Consider the following 20,692-nt stretch of genomic DNA (forward strand, 5'->3'; position numbering starts at 1 on the left):
GAGTTCCATAATGAACAACTATTCCCGCATGCTGCGCAAGACCGCAGCATTGTCGCTCGCTGTAGCTCTGCTGACTGCATCCGCCCCCGCCTTCGGCGCTGCTCCCATCTTGAACACTGCGGCTGCGGCTTCATCTGCAGCTCAGGGCATTCCACTGCGACCTGCAGCCGCGCAGATCGGAGCAACGGTCACCTGGGATGAAGCTACGCGTACCGCAACAGTCACACTGGGAGACAGCAAGCTAGTGCTATTCGTCGCCGAGGGCAGAGCCCAACTGAATGGACAGCCCTTCGAGATTGGGCAGCCCTTGCACGTTGTGAAGCATCAGACCCATATTCCGGCCGATCTGCTCGCCCGCGCCTTTAACGAGGCCGGGCAGCAGGACGCCGCGTCCCGGCTGGCTGCCGCGCTGCTGGCAGGCGATGCCGACTCAGCCTATGCCGTTTTAAGTCCTGCGATGAAGCAAGCCATCGGCTCGGCCCAGCAGCTCGGCGTCATGTGGAGCGGCTTCGAGCAATATCTGGGCAAGCCGGAGCAGGAGCTTGGGCGCGAGACTACCAGCAATAGCGTGCACACCAATACGGCCATTACGTACAAGTCGGCCAAGACAGCCTTTGTCTTCACGATCCGTGTCAGTAAGGACGGGCTGGTGGATGATTTCAATCTCGTGCCATCGGTGCCAAGCAAGTATCAGAAGCCCGATTATGATAAGGGCAATTATACCCAACAGGAGATCAAGCTTGGCGATGGCTCCATGGCCTTGCCGGGCACGCTGACGCTGCCGAAGGGAACTGGTCCATTCCCGGCCGTTGTGCTTGTGCACGGCTCAGGGCCGCATGACCGTGATTCCTCGATCGGAAGCGCCAAAGTATTCCGCGACCTGGCTGTAGGACTCGCCAGCCAGCAGATCGCGGTACTCCAGTATGACAAGGTCACGTATGAGCATACCGTCAAGATGTCGTCCAACCAGAAGATCACCATTCAGGAGGAGACCGTTCAGGATGCGCTTGCTGCTGTCCAGTTGCTTGCTAACACGCCAGGGATTGATAGCAGCCGCATCTATGTCGCCGGTCACAGCCAGGGCGGCTTCGCTGTCCCACTTATTGTCGAGGCAGACCGAAGCGACAGCATCGCTGGCTCCATCATGCTAGCGGCTCCGGCTGGACGGTTCCAGGACCTGCTCGCAGAGCAGCAGCAGGAGCTGCTGGCACGCCTCAAGGAGCTTAAGCTGCCAGCAGAGACGATCGCTGCTCAGGAGCAGGCGTTGCAGTTCTGGCAATCTGCTGTCGACGTGATCAACGACCGCCAATATTCCACCGATAAGCTACCCGCTCAGTTCCCGCTGCAGCCTGCCTACTGGTGGTACGCGCTGCGTGACTATAAGGCAGCGGAGACGGCTGCCAGCCAGAAGGGTCGGCTGCTCGTGCTGCAAGGTGAGAACGACTGGCAAGTGCCGTTGAAGGAGCTCACTGCCTGGAAGGATGCGTTGAAGGATCGCACCGATGTCACCTTCAAGTCCTATCCGAATGTGAACCATCTGCTTGCAGAATATAAGGGCTTATCCGTCGGCAGCGAATATTACGAGCCAGCCAATGTGTCCTTCCAGCTCATTCAAGACATGGCCGCATTTATTAATAACTCGTCGGATGCCTCAAAATAGCCCGCACACCCTGCTACAGAAGGCTTGACCCGCCATAGCAACCGCTAACGAATTGTCGTAACAGACCTGATCACTCCGATCAGGTCTGTCTGGCGTTCTCACTAATCTTACGAGGCCACCGGCATCGCCCCGGCCGCTAGGTGCCGAAGCTGTAAGCGCACAATCGCAGGGACAAGCGTGGGAATTAAGGCTTGTACAGCTATTCATCCATACCGCCCCTACTAATCTCTCATAGAATATAGCATCCCCCAACGAAAGGAGAGATTACCCATGCCAACCTTGATTAACTATAACCGTGGTCTTGTCGGGAACCAGGCAGGCCTTCCTGTCCCACCGGCAGTTAATCTTCCAGTAGGCGTAGATACGCTGCTGGTCACACTGGGCATCTATGTGGCTCAGCCGACTAATTTCCTGGAGATCCTATCAACCATCGGTTCCATTAATGCTGCTCCTACTTCTCTCGTCTACACCGTAACGGTCGATGGCATCCCTTCGGGCTCCGCCTTCCAGAGTGTCACCACCGCTACCCAGAGCGATACGACAGCCTTCCAGACGATCCTGACCAATGTCCCGGTAGGCCATCATGTCATCCAGCTCTTTGGCCGTTCGACAGTTGCACTGGCCACAGCCAACGGCCCAATCACCATCTCCGCCTCCGTATACGCTTAGCCTGCGCCAGCGGCGGCAGCTTATCGAGAGAACACGTTGCAAGCATCAAGCAGAGCCAAGGGAAGGGCATCGTCCCCGCCCCTTGGCTCTTTGCACTGTCCGCATGGCATTGGCGCAAGAGATACGTGCGGCAAGATTGCTCTGAGCGCCGACATTAGCTATGATGGAGACAGATCAACAGGACGCCCGCGGCTTCCCATGAAGAACCCACCCTATGAACCTTGTGCGCCGCAGCTACGTCTCTTTTCATGTAGAGATCAATACCGTCTCCACCCCCCAATATTCAAGACAACAAGGAGCGTGACCGACAGTGCAAGGAAGAACTGTGAAACGAAGCAAACCATGGACATGGATCGCTGCGCCGCTTGCCGCAGCGCTTCTGCTTGGCGCCGCCACCTTGCCGCTTGCAGCTAGTCCGACCTATGCCGCCTCGACTGCTGCTGCCTGGACAAGCAAAATACTTATGATCAAGGTAGACGGAAAGACGCTGCAGGTGCCCGGAGGAGTATCTGCGGAAGGCGACACTTATATTGGCTTGCGGTTCTTGGCTGATGAACTCGGGCTGACCACAACCTGGGATAGCAAGACGAAGATTATTACGACCAGCAGTCCGACCAAGACCATAACAATGCAGGATCAGAGCACCGAATTCAAAGTGAACGGACACAGGATAAGCGGCAAACCGGTCATCGTCAAGAACGGCTCCGCTTACCTTCCGCTCCGCTTCCTTCTGGAGCAGATGGGCTATGAGATCGTGTACAATCATAAGGAGCAGTTGATCACCATCAATCCGATTGTGGAAAACTCACTCATCCTTAGCAACAAGGACATCGATCATTCGACATCTGACCGCCATTTTGCCATTCAATACCCGCAGCTAAGCGGCATGAGCGAGCCGGAGGCACAGGGCAAGATCAACAGCTTCCTGGAGAAGCAAGCCAAGGAATTTGAGCAAGCAGGCAAGGAGCTGTTCGCACAGAGCAGCAGTATCGATCTGATCGAAGGCACGCAGTTGTACTATGATGTTAACTACACCATTACGTACAATCAGGATGGCAAGCTGAGCATCGTCTTTGATCATTATGAATTTACAGGTGGCGCTCATGGCAATTACGGCAAGCAAGGGTTCACCTTCGACCTGAACAGCGGCAAGGTGCTGACACTGCAAGAGGCTGCGCTTAATAACAGCCGATACAAGCAGATCATCAATACTCAGATCAAGCAGGAGCTGACAAAACGCGGCTACGACATGCTGGAGCCGTTCGAGACGATCAGCGACGACCAGGGCTTCTACCTGCGCGGCGACAAAATTATCGTCTTTTTCTCCCTGTATGAGTACACTCCTTATTCAGAGGGGATGCCTGAGTTCTCCATCCCTCTGGAGCTGTTCCGCTAGCGTGTGTCTTCATAACTCCTAAGGGAGCAGATTTCAATTATAATAGCCATGAGCTGGTTGGGCTCAATCTCGCGTGGTTGGAGATTGAGCCCTATTGTGGTTGGAGATTGAGCCCTATTATAGTTGTCAGATCAACGGTATGAATGGCTGGTTTGTTTGACAATATTTAAAGGGTGGGTCTATGATAGACATAACTTTGCTGCGACCGCAGCACAAGGCGGCTCTACTAACGCAGCCTTGCAGCTCTACATAAATCCATGAGCCCAACCACTTGGGGAGATGGTGCTCTTTCTCCGCGCCAAGGTCCGTGAAGCTCACAGTTAACTAAAGAGGCGGTACTATGTTCAAGTTCTATTTATACCCGATTTCCTATGCTTTTCTGACCTTTCCCATTGCAGCGCTGCTGTTCACGCTGCCCTTCCTGATCGTGCAATACAGGCGGCACGGCTATATCCATAAGCTGCGGGCGACGATGCTGTACCTATTGCTGCTCTATCTCATGAATGCCTTATATCTCGTGATTCTGCCGCTGCCCACTACCCGCCATAACGCCCCGCCGGATGTGGCGTCCTATATGCAGTGGATTCCGTTTCACTTTATACAGGATATTATTAAGGAGACGCGGCTCGAACCGGATCAGCCCGCCACCTATTTGCGGCTGCTGCAGGAGCGCGCCTTCTGGCAAGTGATGCTGAACGTGCTGCTCGTCATGCCGTTCGGCATGTTCCTGCGCTATTACTTCCGCACCGGCTGGCTCGCTTGTCTGCTCGCCTCCTTCGGCCTCTCGCTGTTTTTTGAGGTGACGCAAGTGACCGCGCTGTATGGCTATTTCGATTACCCTTATCGACTGTTCGATGTCGACGACCTGATGATGAATACGCTCGGGGGAATGCTCGGCTTCGTGCTCGCATCATGGTTGTCTGCCCTGCTGCCGCGTATCGACCAGCTTGACCATGCAGTTGATCTTTCCCAGAAGCGCGTCAGCTATACAAGGCGCGGCATCGCGTTCATGCTGGATTGGATGCTGTTGTTTCCGCTGCTTATCGTGGTGATCATTGTGGAGCTTCCAGGCGCTTATTTTGTGTTGACGGCGCTCTATTTTATCGTACTTCCCTCCCTCATGAATGGAATGACGCTTGGGAAGCTGGTCGTGCGCATACGAATCAGCGGGCTCGAACAGCCTGCAACGCTGCGCCAACTGGCGATTCGAGGCGGACTGCTCTACCTCTTCCTGGGCGGGGCCAACGTAGGGTTGCTGTTCAGCAGCTTCGAAGGGTCCGCCGTCAGCGGACTGCTCTATGTGCTGCTGGCTCTCGCTGTATTTCTGCTGGATGCCTGGTTCGCCATTCATCTGCTCATCCGGCTATTCAACCGCAGCAAGCCGCTGTTCTATGAGCAGCTCAGCCAAACCACGCACAAGATTCAATAGAGATCAGGGCTGACTCGTTGGTGACCTGCAACCTTCTGAGTGTCCCTTCCGTCAAGATAAGCGAGTGGCACTCATGGACTTACTTCGAAGGGAGACATAACGATGAAGATGAAGGCAAAAAAAACATTCATTATTCTGACCGCTATCGGCATGCTGGGGGCAACTGCAGCAGCGGGAGCGGCCGGGCTGACGGAAAAGGTGAGCGGACTGCTCCGTTCCGATATTAAAATTACGGTGAACGGGGAGCCATCCACGCTGCAGCCGGTATATATAGACGGCAAAGCTTACGTCCCGATCCGGGATACGGCGGGCCTGCTCGGCTATGAGGTTCAGGCCAGCGGCAAGCAGATTCAGTTGACATCTGCTGCATCACAGGAGGAGCAGCCAGGAGAGGATGAAGCGATGCGTCCAATCGAGCTCAGTGGTGTTGTAGTCGGGAAGACTGAGGTTGACGGGACAGTGAAGCTGGAGATTCGCGGCAATGGCGGCTCGGACTGGATGGTGCTGAGCCTTACGAAGGATACCGAGATCGTCGATGAATCCGGGGTCACGAAGACCGCGAAGGACATCGCCGTTGGGACACATGTGGACACGCTCTATGGCCCGATCTCAACCATGAGCTATCCTGGCGGCTCCGCAGCGGTTAAGGTGGTCGTCGGCCAGCAGCGTCTGATCAAGGAGGATACGATCAGCCAAGTGAAGAAGAGCGAGTATGGTTGGCAGGTTCACCTTGGATCGCTAGAGGAACTGCATAACGTTCTAGTGATGAATCTGAACGAGCAGACGATGATTGTCCGAGCTGATGGCGAGCAGGTCAAGCCTGAAGAGTTGAAGGAAGGGACCCAAGTGAAGGCTTATTACGGTCCCGCAACCACCAGGAGCATGCCGCCGCAAGCTACCGTCGAGCTGATCGTCGTTCAGCCATAATCGCCTCGGCACAATCGGATGCCCTAGTCATATCGCATCTGCCGAGCTATGATAATCCAAGCCAAAGAAGCAAGCGCAGTTTCGGGTGACACTCCCGTATGCGACTTGCTTCTTTTGTGGTGTACTACCAGACAGACTGGCTTTCAACGCACCTTCTCAACCGAGCACGATGCGGTCATCCGCGAGCTTCTTGCCGCTGATCTGCTCGAACTCGCCAAGGAGACGTTCAACAGTAAGATCCTTCTTGCGGTTCTCGTCGATGTCGAGGATGATGCGCCCCTTGTCCATCATAATCAGGCGATTGCCGAGGCGAATGGCCTGTTCCATGTTATGCGTGACCATCAGCGTCGTCAGCTTCATCTCGCGCACGATCGATTCTGTCAGCCGTGTAATCAGCTCCGCACGAGCCGGGTCAAGGGCAGCCGTATGCTCATCGAGCAGCAGAATCTTCGGCTGTGTGAAGGTGGACATCAGCAGGCTCAAAGCTTGACGTTCTCCGCCAGACAGCGTACCCACCATAGCACCGAAGCGGTTCTCCAGCCCAATTCCTAGCTTGGCCACCTGCTCGCGGAACAGCTTGCGCTTGCGCGCGTTAATGCCAAGGCTGAGCCCGCGCGAGCGGCCGCGGCAATAAGCCATCGCCAGATTTTCCTCAATGGTCATACGAGGCGCCGTACCCGCCATCGGGTCCTGAAACACGCGGCCAATCCACTTGCTCCGCTGGTATTCGGGAAGATGTGCGACCGGATTGCCCTCAATGTGCAGCGAGCCGGCATCCGGCTTCATCACGCCAGATATAATATTCATCAGCGTCGATTTGCCAGCCCCATTGCTCCCGATCACTGTAACGAAATCCGCAGGCTTCAGATTCAGCTCAATGCCCACCAGCGCAATCTTCTCGTCCGGTGTACCAGGATTAAATAGCTTGGACACGTTATTCACCTGCAACATTAGCGGCTTCCTCCCTTCTGCTGCGAGTTGGAGAGCAGCTCTGCCGAGCGTCTCCGCGCCACTGATTTCTGCTTGACCGATCGCTGCACGGTAGGCAACACCAGCGCCACAATAACGATCAATGCTGTAATGAGCTTCACATCACTTGCATCCAGCCACTCCACACGCAGTGCTAATGCAATAACGATACGATAGACGATCGAGCCCAGCAGCACCGCCAGCGTAGCGCGGAACACCGTCCTCGCGCCGAAGATCGCCTCGCCTATAATGACGGAGGCCAAGCCGACCACGATCATCCCCACGCCCATATTGACATCACCGAAGCCTGCCTGCTGCACGATAAATGCCCCCGACAGCGCCACTAGACCGTTGGACAAGCTGATGCCGATCACCTTGGTGGTATCGGTGTTGGCTCCAAAGCTGCGGATCATCCGCTCATTATCGCCGGTAGCGCGCAGCGCCATCCCCAGATCAGTACGCATGAACAAATCAAGCAGCAGCTTGACAGCAACCACCACCACAATCATCATGACCATCAGATTGACACCAGTGAATACTGTCTCTGCATTCAGGATTGCAATATTGGGCTTGCCCATAATGCGGATATTAATTGAATAGAGTGCAATCATCATCAGAATACCCGAGAGCAAGCCGTTAATTTTGCCCTTCGTATGCAGCAGCCCGGTGCATGCTCCGGCCGCCAAGCCCCCGGCAAATGCACACAGTGTAGCCAGCCAAGGCGAGGAGCCTCCCGAGATCATGAGCGCAGCGATCGCGCCGCCCGTTGTAAAGCTGCCGTCTACTGTCAGATCAGGGAAGTCCAATATCCGGAAGGTTATATATACTCCCAGCGCCATCAACGCATAGAGGAGGCCAAGCTCGACAGACTTGCTAACTGCAGTCATCAGTCCCATTCCATTGTCTCCTTTGTCACTATAAGCTCAAATGGCTGCCCCGTCACGAGGCAGCCATGATGCAGTAGGAGCATCCTGCTTCAATATAAAGAACACTCCACATTGTACATCATTAATACATTCGCTTATTCTATAATGTTGTTGGCAGGGTCCTTGACCAGCGCCTTGATGGCGTCGGTTACTTCAATTCCCTGCTCCTTAGCTGACTTCATGCTCAGGATCAGATCCAGCTTGTTCGGCAGCTCAACCTTCATCTCGCCCGGGTTTTTGCCATTCTTCAGAATGTCGACAGCCATCTGTCCCACTTGGTAGCCATGGTCATAATATTTGAAGCCGACCGTAGCGAAGGCTCCATTCTCTACAGTATCACGATCGCTTGCGAAGAATGGCAGATCGTTATCATTGGCAACCTTAACTACCGTGCTGATCCCGTTAACGACTGTGTTGTCCAACGTGACATACAGCGCATCGACACGGCCAACGAGCGATTGTGCAGCCTGCTGCACCTCGGAGGTGTTCGTTACTGCCGCCCGCACCAGCTCGATGCCTTGCTCCTTCAGAGCTGCCTCGGCAATGTCAGCCATGACGACAGCATTCGATTCGCCCGGGTTAATCACAATGCCGACCTTCTTCACATTCTTGAATTGGTCGCCAATGAACTTCATTAATTGCTTGATCGCCTCAGGATTAGTGTCGGAAGCGCCCGATACATTCCCGCCCGGTGCATCCAGATTCGATACCAACTGGGCATCCACCGGATCCGTTACTGCGGCGAACAGTACAGGTGTCTCCTTCACATGCTGCACCACGGCCTGAGCCGACGGCGTCGCGATCGCGAGCACCAGATCATAGCCGCTCGCCACCTTCTGCGCGATCGACAGGTTGTTCGTCTGGTCACCCTGTGCATTATTGTAATCCAGCTTTAAGCTATCGCCCTCGATGCCTGCATCCTTCAGAGCAGCAAGGAAGCCCTCACGTGTCGCATCCAACGCGGAGTGCTCTACAATCTGTGAGATGGCTACCTTATATACTTTGCTATCGGCAGCGCCGCTGCCGCCTCCTGTGCTCGCATTCGATGGGGTCGTGCCTTCATTCTTGGCTCCACAGCCTGCCAGTACCAGCACAGCAGACAACATGAGCGCGAACCAAACTCTTTTCTTCATTACCATTAAGCCCCTCTCTTTTCCATATCATATGATTAATATTATAGGGCTTGTTCACATGCGTCAATGTTTTCAACCTATAGTGTCAGATGAAAATGTTTACAACAAGTCCTAGCGAGCGCATTCCCTGGCACAATGAGTGCCGCGGCAAGCACCTGCTGCTGTCGCAGAACGAAGCGGAGGCTGCGCCTCAAGCTCCCTTTTAGTCTGCTTGGCAGGCCTTATTTTTGCATTCGCATTAGTTTACATTTGATGTGATGTGTTATTCCCATTATAATGGTGAAAGACTTGTACAACATTAGGAGGAAATCTCAATGTCAAAGATTAGAGTCGGTATTGTCGGTTATGGAAATCTGGGCAAGGGTGTCCAGAAAGCAATCGCCCAAAATGATGACATCGAGCTGGTCGCAATCTTTACGCGGCGTCAGCCTGAAAGCATGGTCTCCGAGGGGGGCGAAGCACGCTTCGAGCATATTGCCCATGCGGAAAAGTACAAAGGACAGATTGATGTTATGATTCTGTGCGGCGGCTCGGCTACGGACCTGCCTGAACAGACACCTGCGCTAGCCGCTCTGTTCAATACAGTAGACAGCTTCGATACCCATGCCAAAATCCCTGAGTTCTTCGACGCGGTTAACGCCGTAGCTCAGAAGGCCGGCACGCTGAGCGTCATCTCCACTGGCTGGGACCCGGGCCTGTTCTCTCTCAACCGCCTGCTCTCTGAAGCCATCCTGCCGCAAGGCAAGGACTATACGTTCTGGGGCACAGGCATCAGCCAGGGCCACTCTGATGCGATCCGCCGCGTGCCAGGCGTGAAGGCTGGCGTCCAATACACGGTTCCTGTACAAGAGGTAATCGACCGCATCCGCTCCGGCGAGACGCCTGAGCTGACAACACGTGAGAAGCACCACAGAAACTGCTTCGTCGTCGCTGAAGAGGGAGCCAATGAGGAGGAGATTCGCCAAACGATCGTCTCCATGCCGAACTACTTCGCTGACTATGACACGACAGTAACGTTTATATCCGAGGAGCAGCTCCGGGCAGAGCATGGCACAATGCCGCATGGCGGCTTTGTAATTCGCAGCGGCATCACAGGTGAAAGCACGAAACAGATTATCGAGTTCGGTCTGAAGCTGGAGAGCAATCCTGAATTCACGGCCAGTGTCCTCGTCGCTTATGCACGCGCCGCATATCGTCTGAGCAATGAAGGGCAGCGCGGAGCGAAGACGGTATTCGACATTCCTTTTGGTCATCTCTCTCCCAAATCGCCAGAGCAGCTCCGCAAGGAACTGCTGTAATTCCGTTCTTCTATAGAAATGATGGGCAACAAGTCCCGGCTATATGCCGCGGACTTGTTTTATTTTGGTCCCTGTCCGGCTCCTTTACTTCCGAATAACACTCGCTTGATACTCCTGTAATAGAAGATTGCTAGCATAGGGGAGCAAGATTCCAAATGATATGGGAGGGTTTACAAGCAATGAAGAAACGCCATACCAGAACCGTTAAAATAATGCTGTCTCTTGCCATCGCCTCCGGCGCGCTGGCCTCCTCGACCACCGTGTCTGGGCCTGCGCTCGCAGCTACAACAGCACCAGCAGTCAAGAATGTGATCCTGCTGATCCCGGACGGCATGAGCCAGGATGGAACGACACTTGCCCGTTGGTACAAGGGCGGATCGCCACTCGCGCTCGATGAGATGGCGAGCGGTCTGGTTCGGACATACTCCGCCGATGCAGCCATCGCAGATTCCGCACCGGCAGGCACAGCCTTCGCCACAGGACACAAATCGCACACAGGCTATGTAGGCGTGCTGCCCGATAACAATGATATGCCAGGCCTTGCCCCCATCAAGCCTGGGGACGAGAAGAAGCCTGTGGCTAATATTGTAGAAGCGGCAAGACTTGCAGGGAAATCCACCGGCATTATCTCCACCTCGGAGGTCATGCATGCCACCCCTGCCGACTTCAGCGCCCATTACCCGGATCGCAGCAATTATGACGCCTTGAGTAAACAGCAGGTGTATAACGGCCTGGATGTCGTACTGGGCGGCGGCAGCAAATATTTCATGCCCGAAGGACGCAAGGACCAGCAAAACCTGCTCAAGGTGATTGAGCAGTCCGGCTACGATTATGTCACGACACCCGCGGAGATGAAGGCCTCCGATTCCGGCAAGCTATGGGGACTGTTCGCCACCGGAGCCCTGACCTACGATATGGACCGCGACGCTTCCAAGCAGCCAAGTCTGGCCGAGATGACCAGCAAGGCGATCGAGGTGCTGTCCAAGAACGAGCAGGGATTCTTCCTGATGGTCGAGGGCAGCAAGGTCGACTGGGCGGCTCATGCCAATGATCCCGTCGGCATTATCAGTGATGTGCTGGCCTTCGACGATGCGGTGAAGACTGCCCTCGACTTCGCCAAAAAGGATCAAAACACGATCGTAATCGCTACAACGGATCATGGCAATGGCGGTATTACAATTGGCAACCGCGATACGACGAAAACCTATGACACGGAGCCGTTATCTACCTTCATCGCCCCGCTCAAGCGTGCCAAGCTGACCGGCGAGGGTGTCGAATCGATGCTGAATGAGGATCGTTCGAATGTAAAAGAAGTCATGTCCAAATATTATGGCATCTCTGATCTGACACAGGAAGAAGTGCAAGCGATTCGGGAGGCAAGCGCTGGACGCCTGAACTATGTCATCGGTCCGATGATTAGCAACCGCGCACGAATCGGCTGGACATCCGGCGGACATACGGGCGGGGATGTTACCTTATATACCTACCTTCCAGGCGATGAGCGCTGGACAGGTGTCAGAGAAAATACCGAGATCGCCCGCTATATGGCTCATGCGCTCTCCCTTGACCTGGATGCCGTCACGAAGCGCCTGTTCGTCCCGGCAAGAGAAGGCTTTGCTGCGAAGGGAGCAGAGATCAAGTGGGACAATAGCGATCCGAAAAATCCGGTCATTGTTGTTACAAAAGGCGACACGAAGCTACGGCTTCCGGTCTATACCAGCATCGCAGAATTGAACGGAAAGCAGCTCGAGCTCGAAGGCGTCATCGTGTATAATGGCGAGAAATCCTTCGTTCCGCAGCAAGCCATTGACTTAATTCCTTAATTATTCAGGAGACTGATAGCAATATTAGCTACTACAGATGTTACATCTGTTAACCTCTAGTGCAGCACCAGCATGACCTAAAGCCTCAATCAGACATTATAATTTGGGTAAAAGCAGTGGATTCTTCCACTGCTTTTATACGTTGTCCCAGGTTCATTGTCATTACCCTGATTCAAACCAACCAGCAGATTAGATTATCAGCCAAATATGTCATATAAAATACCCAAACACTTAAAACACCTTAAATTTTAGGAAGAAAAGAAGAGGAATCAGGCAGCATGTCAGTTTATATAACTTGTAATACGAAAACAAATTGACTCATAATTATAAGGTTTTATGACTAATTATGTACACTTATATATTATTTCGAGTAATTAATATTAACATATAATTAAAATATTCTGTCAATTTTCTCGATTTTTATGGATGAACAATGTTTAAAATCGTCGATTTCTTTGGATATTTTGGGTAAATTCACGAAGAATCGGGTTTCATGTGAGCTAATTTGTTCATTTCATTCCATTATTTGAGATAGACTTATTTAATCGGGGCTTAAAAATATTTTTATTGGCGAATCTGACGAACTTTGTTTAGAATTCGTGTATACAAATGCAAATTATCATGCGATTAATGCAAAGCTGCTTATTCCATTGAGATAATCTGCCATAAGGAGTGTTGGATAAGTGACAACCGTTATTTCTGAGCAAAACAAAACTGCTGCACAACAATATGTACAATCGGTATACGACACGGTCATCAAACGCAATCCATTCGAGAGCGAATTCCATCAAGCAGTCAAAGAAATTCTCGACTCCCTTGTGCCCGTATTTGAGCAACATCCGAAATACATGGAGCATGGCATTCTGGAGCGCATCGTAGAGCCGGAGCGCATCATTACATTCCGCGTGCCGTGGGTAGATGACAAAGGGAAAGTGCAAGTCAACCGTGGTTTCCGTGTTCAGTTCAACAGCGCCATCGGACCTTACAAGGGCGGCCTCCGCTTCCATCCGTCTGTTAACGCCAGCATCATCAAGTTCCTCGGCTTTGAGCAAATCTTCAAAAACTCCCTGACTGGACAGCCGATCGGCGGCGGCAAAGGCGGCTCCGACTTCGATCCTAAGGGCAAATCCGACAATGAAATTATGCGCTTTACCCAAAGCTTCATGACAGAGCTCAGCAAATACATCGGTCAAGATATTGACGTTCCTGCAGGCGACATCGGTGTTGGCGCCAGAGAGATCGGCTATATGTTCGGCCAGTACAAACGTATCCGCGGCGCGAATGAAGCAGGCGTTCTGACCGGCAAGGGCATCGTATATGGCGGCAGCTTGACCCGTACCGAAGCAACCGGCTATGGCTGCGTCTACTTCGTGAACGAGATGCTTGAATCCAAAGGTCTGAGCTTCCAGGACAGCACCGTCGTGGTCTCCGGCTCTGGCAACGTATCTATCTATGCAATTGAAAAAGCGCAGCAGCTCGGCGCTAAAGTCGTTGCATGCAGCGATTCCAACGGATACATCTACGACCCGAACGGCATCAATCTTCAAACCGTGAAGCAACTGAAGGAAGTAGAGCGCAAACGCATAAGCGAGTATGTCGTGCTGCATCCAGAGGCAACCTATACTGAGGGCTGCGAGAATATCTGGTCCATCCCTTGTGATATTGCGCTGCCTTGCGCTACACAAAATGAAATCGATGAGCAGGATGCTTCCAAGCTCGTTGCCAATGGCGTGAAAGCGATTGGTGAAGGAGCGAATATGCCTTCCACTCTGTCCGCAATTGACGTGTTCCTGAACAATGGCGTACTGTTCGGGCCTGCGAAAGCAGCCAATGCAGGCGGTGTAGCCGTCTCTGCACTGGAGATGTCGCAAAACAGCATGAGACTGTCCTGGACCTTCGAGGAAGTCGATGCCAAGCTGCACAGCATCATGAAGAACATCTACCAAGGCTCGGTGTCGGCTGCTGAGCAATACGGCTACCCAGGAAACCTGGTCGTCGGCGCCAACATCGCTGGCTTCATCAAAGTTGCTGACGCAATGGTAGCTCAAGGCGTCGTTTAATTCTCTCCCTACAGACACCCCCACTCGCCCTGCGGCGTGTTTGGGGGTGTCTTTGTTGCAGACGGCGTTGCTGCCATGGGCGGGCGTACCGCTGTGAAATTCTGTTCCATGCAGGCATGATTGAATACATAGCGCCATATGTTGGAAAAGGGCGATCTGGCTATGACTTTTGTCATGGTCGGTGGAAAATGATTTCGGTAAGCTTAGAGCATAATAAATATCGGGAGGTTGTACATCATGTCGAAGAATGTATATATTCCAGAGAACCCCGTCTCGCGGTTTCTCTTTAGCAGTACACAAGCCGGGTGGATCTGGCTGCTGGTTAGACTCTATCTGGGCTACTCGTGGATTACTGCAGGCTGGAAAAAGGTCAATAGCGATGCCTGGACGGGCAAGAATGCAGGTACAGCTATTGAAGGATTTATGAAAGGCGCACTCGCCAAAGCAGAGGAAGGCAAGGATGTTGCCGGCTGGTACGCGAGCTTCCTGGAGAATGTTGTTATCCCCAATGCCAAGGTCTTCTCGTATATGGTGGCCTTCGGCGAGGTACTGGTTGGTTTGGGGCTGATCCTGGGACTGCTGACCGGCATCGCCGCCTTCTTCGGCGGACTGATGAATGTAAGCTTTCTGTTCGCAGGTACTGTAAGCACGAACCCGCTGCTGTTCATTCTGGCGACCTGGCTCGTGCTGGCTTGGAAAAATGCCGGTTGGTATGGTCTTGACCGCTGGGCGCTGCCGCTTCTTGGCACACCATGGAGCAAGGATAAGCCAACCACCCATTCCTCCTGAGTTGCCAGTGAGCAGGTTTTAGCTCGCTCTTCATGATAAGGAATAAGCCCTGCCGTAGCAGGCTGCGCGCTGACGCAGCTTGCTACAGGCAGGGCTTTTCCATGTGGCGCTGCACTACAGCATGCGCGATCATGCAACAAGGGACAGCTCCTATGCCATGCTAGGAGACTGTCCCTCGCCTCTCAGAGACTGAGGCCAGCGTAAGGGGGGCTTAACGCTGGCCTCAGTCTCTGAATATCTAATCCAAGGAAGGATACCTTAGCGCAGCGCGGCTAGCCGGTTCCTTCTTCTTGATTATGATAATCATTATCACTTGATGATCTTATATTACACCATCCAGAGCATATTGTCAATGGCACCGACCTAACGAAATTCCATGCCACTGCCCTGCTTCTCCAATTGCTGTTCAGGCTCAGCGTATGCTGAGCCTGAACACGCAAGGACGCTCTATTCTCCAGTCTGCATCGTCAATAACTTGATAATAATCGTCAGCGCTTCGGCGCGGGTCGCAGGAGTCAGGGCATCGAATCGCTGCTTCCCCTTGCCCTGCATTAGTCCCGCCTGTGCAACTGCGGCAATCTCGGCTTGCGCCCATGACGGCAGCTCCTCCGCATCCGCGAAGCCTGGCAGGGCAAGCCCTCCTAGCTCCAGCTTCGCTGCCCTGGCAATGAGCACCGCCAGCTCCGCACGGCTGATCTGACTGTCCGGTCTGAAGGTCTGATCGCTATAACCGCTGACCAGACCCGCTGCGGTAGCCTTGGCGATATGGCCTTGCGCCCAGGCCGGGATGACGGATGCATCTGCGAAGCGAACCGCTGCAGGCTCGCCTTCAAGCCGCAATGCTCGGCTCAGCATGGTGACAAACTCCGCGCGCGTCACCGGCCCGTTCGGCCGGAGGCTGCCATCCGCATAACCGCTCGTAATGCCAAGAGCGATCGCCTTCATCAGCTCCGGCTCCGCCCAGTGACCAACCGTGTCGCTAAAGGCCGCGCCTGCCCCCACAGAGCTTCCTGGGGACTCAGGCTGCACCCCTCCCTCTCCCGGCTCCACAGAACCGCTCTTCACGTCGCTATCGGACACCTCTGTGTCCTTGTCCACTGCCGGCTTGCTGTCCGGGCTCGGCGAGTCGACTCCATCAGCATGAATTACGCCTGTAGAAGGGCTTGGATAATATACGCTGGACTTGGGGGTGATCGAAGCAAACTGTACCGGATAGACCCACTCAACGGTCTTCCCATCACGCTGCTGCTCCATCACCAGCTCATACTCGCCACTCAAATCACTAATCTGGAATGACATCGGCAGCGATACGGACGATGCTTCATTCTGCCGTATGCTTGCCCATCCATCCGTCTTGGCAGTAGCTGCACGTCGCAGCTCCTTGAGCGTCACTCCCGGCTGTGGCGTCATTGTAACACGGTAGCCCTCTGTTCCCACAGCAATCTCGATTGCTGGCTTGACATAATCAGCCAGGGCCTCCACAGAAGAGACCATCTGGGCTGTGTAGCTGCCCGATCGCAATTGCTTGGATGCCTGGAATGTAATCCATGCCTTCTGAAGCTCTAAGGCAGCCTGATCCACATCGCTTTGCGCTGCCGAGTGTTCTCCCACTATGGCCTCAGCCGCCTCAATCGCAGCTTGCAGCCTCGACCTCGAGCCCTCTCTGTACTGCCCGACACTCGTTCCTTCTACTGCCGTCGCCACAGCCGACTTGGCGGCAGCAATCGCTGCATGAAGCTTCGTGTAGTCCTTGTTCACAGAAGCTGCGAATGTGATGCCTGCGTCCTGCAGCTTGCGCAGCAGAGCAGCACTTCGCTCGCCGGAGCCATCCAGACGGACGGCCTCTTCCTGCGCTTCGGAGATTACCGCTCTATACGCCTCCACAGCCTCTGCCGAATACTGTCCCAGCTCATCGCCTGGTTTGGCATCGCGCAGCTCGATCGTAGCAGTTGCAACGGCTGCGGAGAGCGACTCATTGTCCACACCATTAACGTTTAACCGAATGTCATACTCGCGACCCTCGCTTTGATCAGGCGTCACCACACGAACCTTGGCTGCAACCAGTTGGCTCACGTCTGCTACAAAGGATACGACCCTGGTGTTGTCCGCCTCATTTGTACTAACGATCTCCGCATCGGTGTACTCTTTGCCCTCGCCTTGCTTGATCTTGAATGCAGTCACGACAGAGCTGGATCCAATCGTCAGTGTCACTCGCGCATTCCCATCGGCCTGCATCTCGATCTCCGCCGGCTTCAACAAATAACGATCCATGGTGGAGAAGGCCGCAGCAGATGCATGTGCGACAGAGTAGTACACCTGCGGCTGTGTCACCGCCTCGAACGCCGTCCATGCCGCCTGCAGCTCCGCAGCCGCAGCATTCAGCTCCTGACGGGTTGCAGCCAGATTGGCTGTCGTCTCCTGTGCAGCGCGCGTCGCCTCCAGCAGTGCTTCCTTGGCTGCCGCATGCTCCTGCTCCTTGCCCTGAAGCGCCCTTGCCGTAGCAGCACGATGCGCTAATTGGCCGGATCGTTCCTGTAGCGCCTCCAGTTGACTCGCATTATAGCTGATATAGACCTCGCGCTGCTCCTCTCCAACTTTATAGCTCACATAGCTGAGGCCGACCCATTCCGTGTCGAGGTTTACTCCCGTGCCAGCTACATGTAGCTGATACACCTGCTCCTGATCCGTGGATTTGCGGGCAACATAAAGCCCCTGATCTCTCTCGTGCGCGTAGGACAGCCCCTCTGTCGTAAATCCACCATCCAGCTCGGCATAGGACTTAACCACCTCCTGCGGTGCAGATTTGGTCGTGAAGGTTACATTCGCACGCAGCGTGTCTGCAATGGGATACGTCGTCTTGTTGTGCAGCTCCATATACGTCGCCTGAGGACGGAAGTCAGCGGCATAACGCGACAGCCCTGGCGTATCCAACGAGTCCAGGATGTAGATTGGGATCGCCTCCGTCTCCACATAGTAGGCATCCTTCCAGCGGGAAAATACATTCTTGAACGTATTCACTCGTTTATCTACCGTTTCCTGAGTCGCCTTGACATTATCGATCAGCGTTTTGGCCACATTCAGTTGCGTCATGACCCCGCTAAGGGCATTCATATTATACTCACCCGAGGCAGCAACAGAATAAGGCGAGCTGGCCCGGCCTTCGGCTGTTCCAATCACCTTCGCAGAGGCAGCCTCATGCCATGCCTTCGCCTCATTATACAGGGCGATCAGTGCGCTTTTGTCGGCAGAGTGGACGGAAGCCTTATACCTCTCCATGGCCGCCTTGAGACGGTCCAGTGCTTCAAGCACACGGTCAGTGGAGCCTGGTGCGGCCATAACAGCCTTGGCTTGCTCGATCGCTTCGGCGAACGCCCCTCTCTCCGCCTCCGGGTACTCGCCCAAGCCGCTTCCCGCTACCGTGCCGTCATACAGCGCATGGGCCTCGTCCAGTTGTGCCGTCAGTTGCTTCAGCGCGTCGTCGCTCGGGACTCCAGGCTCCTCCGTCTCCACTACAGGCAAGCCTGCCGTATCCAGCGCCAACTGCGCATGGTACCAGTGGTTATATTCCATTCCCGGGTCTTTCCAATTGATATGCATGAGTATATCCTGCCTGTTGAACGGATCTTCAAGCTCCCAAGTCACAATGGAATGATCCGTATTCGTCTCGGAGGGACGAACAGCAACCTGCTCATAACCGTTCAGACCGATAATCGTATAGCCGTTGTTGGCATCCCCGTTAATTTGCGCTTTGGGACTGCCCGGCAGACGATACCCCAAATATTCAAAATGCTTATAATTGCTATTGCGAACCTCATGCTCGAACCGTACATGGTCCTGCTCCACGATGAGTCGTCCACTGTCTTTAACATACATAAAGCCGTGAGCGGTCGATTCCTTACTCGAGTTGTTCTCTAGAATCTGGTAATCGACGTTATAAATTCCCGGCACGATCACCTTTGCAGCGGATGCTGCAGGCTCAGGCGGCACTACAACGGATGATAACGCCAGCACAACAGCCAGCAACAAAGCGAGCGATGGTTTTCTATGCTTCTTCAACGAGCACACTCCTCTTGCGATCATAGTCATCTTGCAGCCACGACACCTCATATGAGCAGCACCAAAAGAAAAGCGGCTTGGGTGGCCGCTTTTCTTTTGGTGCTGCTGCACCTCACGAAGCCATTGGCTTAGAGCCAATGTAAAACGACAGTGCGAACTTCATTGTGCGTGAACACTGGTGTAACGATTTGAATGGAAAGCTCCAGCTCATTGTCTCCGCTAGCATCGCCAGTGAAGGTGAATACGGTATTGCCGCCTACAACGGATCTCGTAGCAACCTGTCCACTATCGGATACAACAAGCTGCGGGTAGTAGTTGCCACTCAGCGTGATTTGGATCTGATCGCCATTGACTTCTGCGGCACCTACAATATACTCGGAGGCGTGGGATGGCGAACCATCAGGTTGCAGGAACGTATAGGATTGCGAAGCAGCAAACGCAGGCACAGCCATAGCCAGCGCCAGCACGAGCACCAGCATCAACATCGTAAACGATTTTTTAAATGTTCTTGTCATTTTAGATACACTCCCTTATTGAATATCATTTCGTAGTTTACATCTGAATCGCATAGCGAATTTCAACCGTGGATACAACGCATGCCTACTACCTATTCTCGTTGATTCATGAACCGCTGCGCTCCTTCACTCCCTTCAGGCTAGCATCATAGAGAGGACAACCCACAGACATCAAGATAATGATAATCATTATCAATATAGTTGCAAAAAAAATTTCTGTGGTTCTGGTCATTATGCACCGGTATACATAACTCCCCATCTCTCAGAAACTGGATAGCGTGTACATCGCCATCACTACCTATATATTACAGACTGCCTTATATCATGTCAACCATTTATGTATTTTTATACATATATTTGTTTATTGATGGAACTGCATAGCATTCATAGGAAAAAGCAATAAATGGATTGCCCCGTTGCAGCATTCCCCCCTCGTCTCGACCGATTCTCCTTCTATCCCAGCGCAGATTGGACAGCAGCCTGTTTATTCGACATAATAGTGGGGTATTTAGTGTCATCATGTCTATATCGAACAGGATACGAAGAGGAGACCCGAGATGAGAACATTGATGTTGGTACCTACCCTGCTTATGCTCCTGCTGTTGCTGGCGGCTTGCAGTAATAGCCCTGCAGGCGCAGACGATACAGAAGGCAATTCGCTAGGCAGCAACGAGCAGCTCGCTATGAATTATGTACAGCAATTTTTGAACGAGCCATCGGAGGAAGCGCGCATGACCTATGTCAAGGAGCAGGTTCACGAGGAATATCAACCACTCTATACTGCCGAAACTCAGATGCCAGATGGGCCGATTAAGGCTTTGCCGCTGTCCAACCCTCAGGTATATAAGAGCATTACCGATGTGCAGAGTGAGGCAAACGGTGTAGCGGTATGGCTCAAGGGAGACAGTGGCAAGGAGGTTATCGTGCTGATCATCGAGGGCAAGACGGCGCTCGGCTTTGATAATTATAGCGGCTCGATGCTGTCCATCGCAGGCTTTGAGCCCCTCAAGCGGGAATTTGAATAATACAAGGAGTAACTCAG

General features: G+C 53.5%; 15 protein-coding genes. 10 read left to right on the top strand and 5 right to left on the bottom strand.

What is annotated here, in order from left to right; translation table 11 throughout:
- Positions 1–10: 10 nt before the first annotated feature.
- The 5 genes from ACY1JZ_RS19625 to ACY1JZ_RS19645 all read left to right on the top strand — a co-directional run bounded on the left by ACY1JZ_RS19625 (position 11) and on the right by ACY1JZ_RS19645 (position 6,081).
- Positions 11–1,660 carry an alpha/beta hydrolase family protein gene (locus ACY1JZ_RS19625; protein WP_462630622.1) on the top strand — a complete coding sequence of 550 codons (1,650 nt, stop codon included), beginning with the start codon at positions 11–13 and terminating at the stop codon, positions 1,658–1,660.
- A 270-nt stretch (positions 1,661–1,930) separates the two neighbouring features.
- Entirely contained in the window at positions 1,931–2,329 is a 399-nt protein-coding gene (locus tag ACY1JZ_RS19630; RefSeq protein ID WP_270167345.1) for a hypothetical protein, read from the top strand.
- A gap of 325 nt (positions 2,330–2,654) precedes the next feature.
- Positions 2,655–3,725, top strand: a complete 1,071-nt coding sequence (locus ACY1JZ_RS19635; RefSeq protein ID WP_462630623.1) for a PdaC/SigV domain-containing protein — start codon at positions 2,655–2,657, stop codon at positions 3,723–3,725.
- Positions 3,726–4,065: 340 nt separating this feature from the next.
- Entirely contained in the window at positions 4,066–5,154 is a 1,089-nt protein-coding gene (locus tag ACY1JZ_RS19640; protein WP_462630624.1) for a VanZ family protein, read from the top strand.
- Positions 5,155–5,256: 102 nt separating this feature from the next.
- Positions 5,257–6,081 (top strand): stalk domain-containing protein, encoded by an 825-nt coding sequence (locus ACY1JZ_RS19645; RefSeq protein WP_462630625.1) that lies wholly within the window; start codon positions 5,257–5,259, stop codon positions 6,079–6,081.
- Between the two features lie 156 nt (positions 6,082–6,237).
- Here the strand turns inward: ACY1JZ_RS19645 and ACY1JZ_RS19650 are convergent, their stop codons facing one another.
- From ACY1JZ_RS19650 to ACY1JZ_RS19660, 3 genes are all read right to left on the bottom strand, one after another.
- On the bottom strand, positions 6,238–7,032 hold the full coding sequence (locus ACY1JZ_RS19650; protein ID WP_462630626.1) for an ABC transporter ATP-binding protein: 795 nt from the start codon (positions 7,030–7,032) through the stop codon (positions 6,238–6,240).
- Positions 7,032–7,946 (bottom strand): ABC transporter permease, encoded by a 915-nt coding sequence (locus ACY1JZ_RS19655; RefSeq protein WP_462630627.1) that lies wholly within the window; start codon positions 7,944–7,946, stop codon positions 7,032–7,034. Before ACY1JZ_RS19655 ends, ACY1JZ_RS19650 begins: the two co-directional genes overlap by 1 nt.
- Positions 7,947–8,071: 125 nt before the next feature.
- Positions 8,072–9,109 carry an ABC transporter substrate-binding protein gene (locus tag ACY1JZ_RS19660; RefSeq protein ID WP_270167333.1) on the bottom strand — a complete coding sequence of 346 codons (1,038 nt, stop codon included), beginning with the start codon at positions 9,107–9,109 and terminating at the stop codon, positions 8,072–8,074.
- A gap of 314 nt (positions 9,110–9,423) precedes the next feature.
- On the opposite strand from ACY1JZ_RS19660, the gene ACY1JZ_RS19665 reads away from it, so the two are divergent.
- The 4 genes from ACY1JZ_RS19665 (at position 9,424) to ACY1JZ_RS19680 (ending at position 15,079) form a co-directional block, all read left to right on the top strand.
- Entirely contained in the window at positions 9,424–10,407 is a 984-nt protein-coding gene (locus ACY1JZ_RS19665) for a diaminopimelate dehydrogenase (RefSeq protein ID WP_270167331.1), read from the top strand.
- 212 nt (positions 10,408–10,619) lie between these two features.
- Positions 10,620–12,230, top strand: a complete 1,611-nt coding sequence (locus ACY1JZ_RS19670; protein ID WP_442954938.1) for an alkaline phosphatase — start codon at positions 10,620–10,622, stop codon at positions 12,228–12,230.
- A gap of 683 nt (positions 12,231–12,913) precedes the next feature.
- Positions 12,914–14,290, top strand: a complete 1,377-nt coding sequence (gdhA, locus tag ACY1JZ_RS19675) for an NADP-specific glutamate dehydrogenase (protein ID WP_270167328.1) — start codon at positions 12,914–12,916, stop codon at positions 14,288–14,290.
- Between the two features lie 237 nt (positions 14,291–14,527).
- Positions 14,528–15,079: a DoxX family membrane protein gene (locus ACY1JZ_RS19680; RefSeq protein WP_270167327.1), complete on the top strand. Its 552-nt coding sequence runs from the start codon at positions 14,528–14,530 to the stop codon at positions 15,077–15,079.
- A gap of 447 nt (positions 15,080–15,526) precedes the next feature.
- Here ACY1JZ_RS19680 and ACY1JZ_RS19685 read toward each other — a convergent pair whose 3' ends face one another.
- Positions 15,527–19,135, bottom strand: coding sequence for an S-layer homology domain-containing protein (locus ACY1JZ_RS19685; protein ID WP_462630628.1), 3,609 nt, complete (start codon positions 19,133–19,135; stop codon positions 15,527–15,529).
- 128 nt (positions 19,136–19,263) lie between these two features.
- Positions 19,264–19,650: a hypothetical protein gene (locus ACY1JZ_RS19690; protein ID WP_270167325.1), complete on the bottom strand. Its 387-nt coding sequence runs from the start codon at positions 19,648–19,650 to the stop codon at positions 19,264–19,266.
- A gap of 557 nt (positions 19,651–20,207) precedes the next feature.
- Between ACY1JZ_RS19690 and ACY1JZ_RS19695 the strand changes: the two genes are divergently transcribed.
- A complete protein-coding gene (locus ACY1JZ_RS19695) occupies positions 20,208–20,675 on the top strand; it encodes a hypothetical protein (RefSeq protein WP_462630629.1) in 468 nt (155 codons plus the stop codon).
- Positions 20,676–20,692 lie beyond the last annotated feature (17 nt).

This window comes from Paenibacillus sp. J5, from assembly GCF_054955055.1.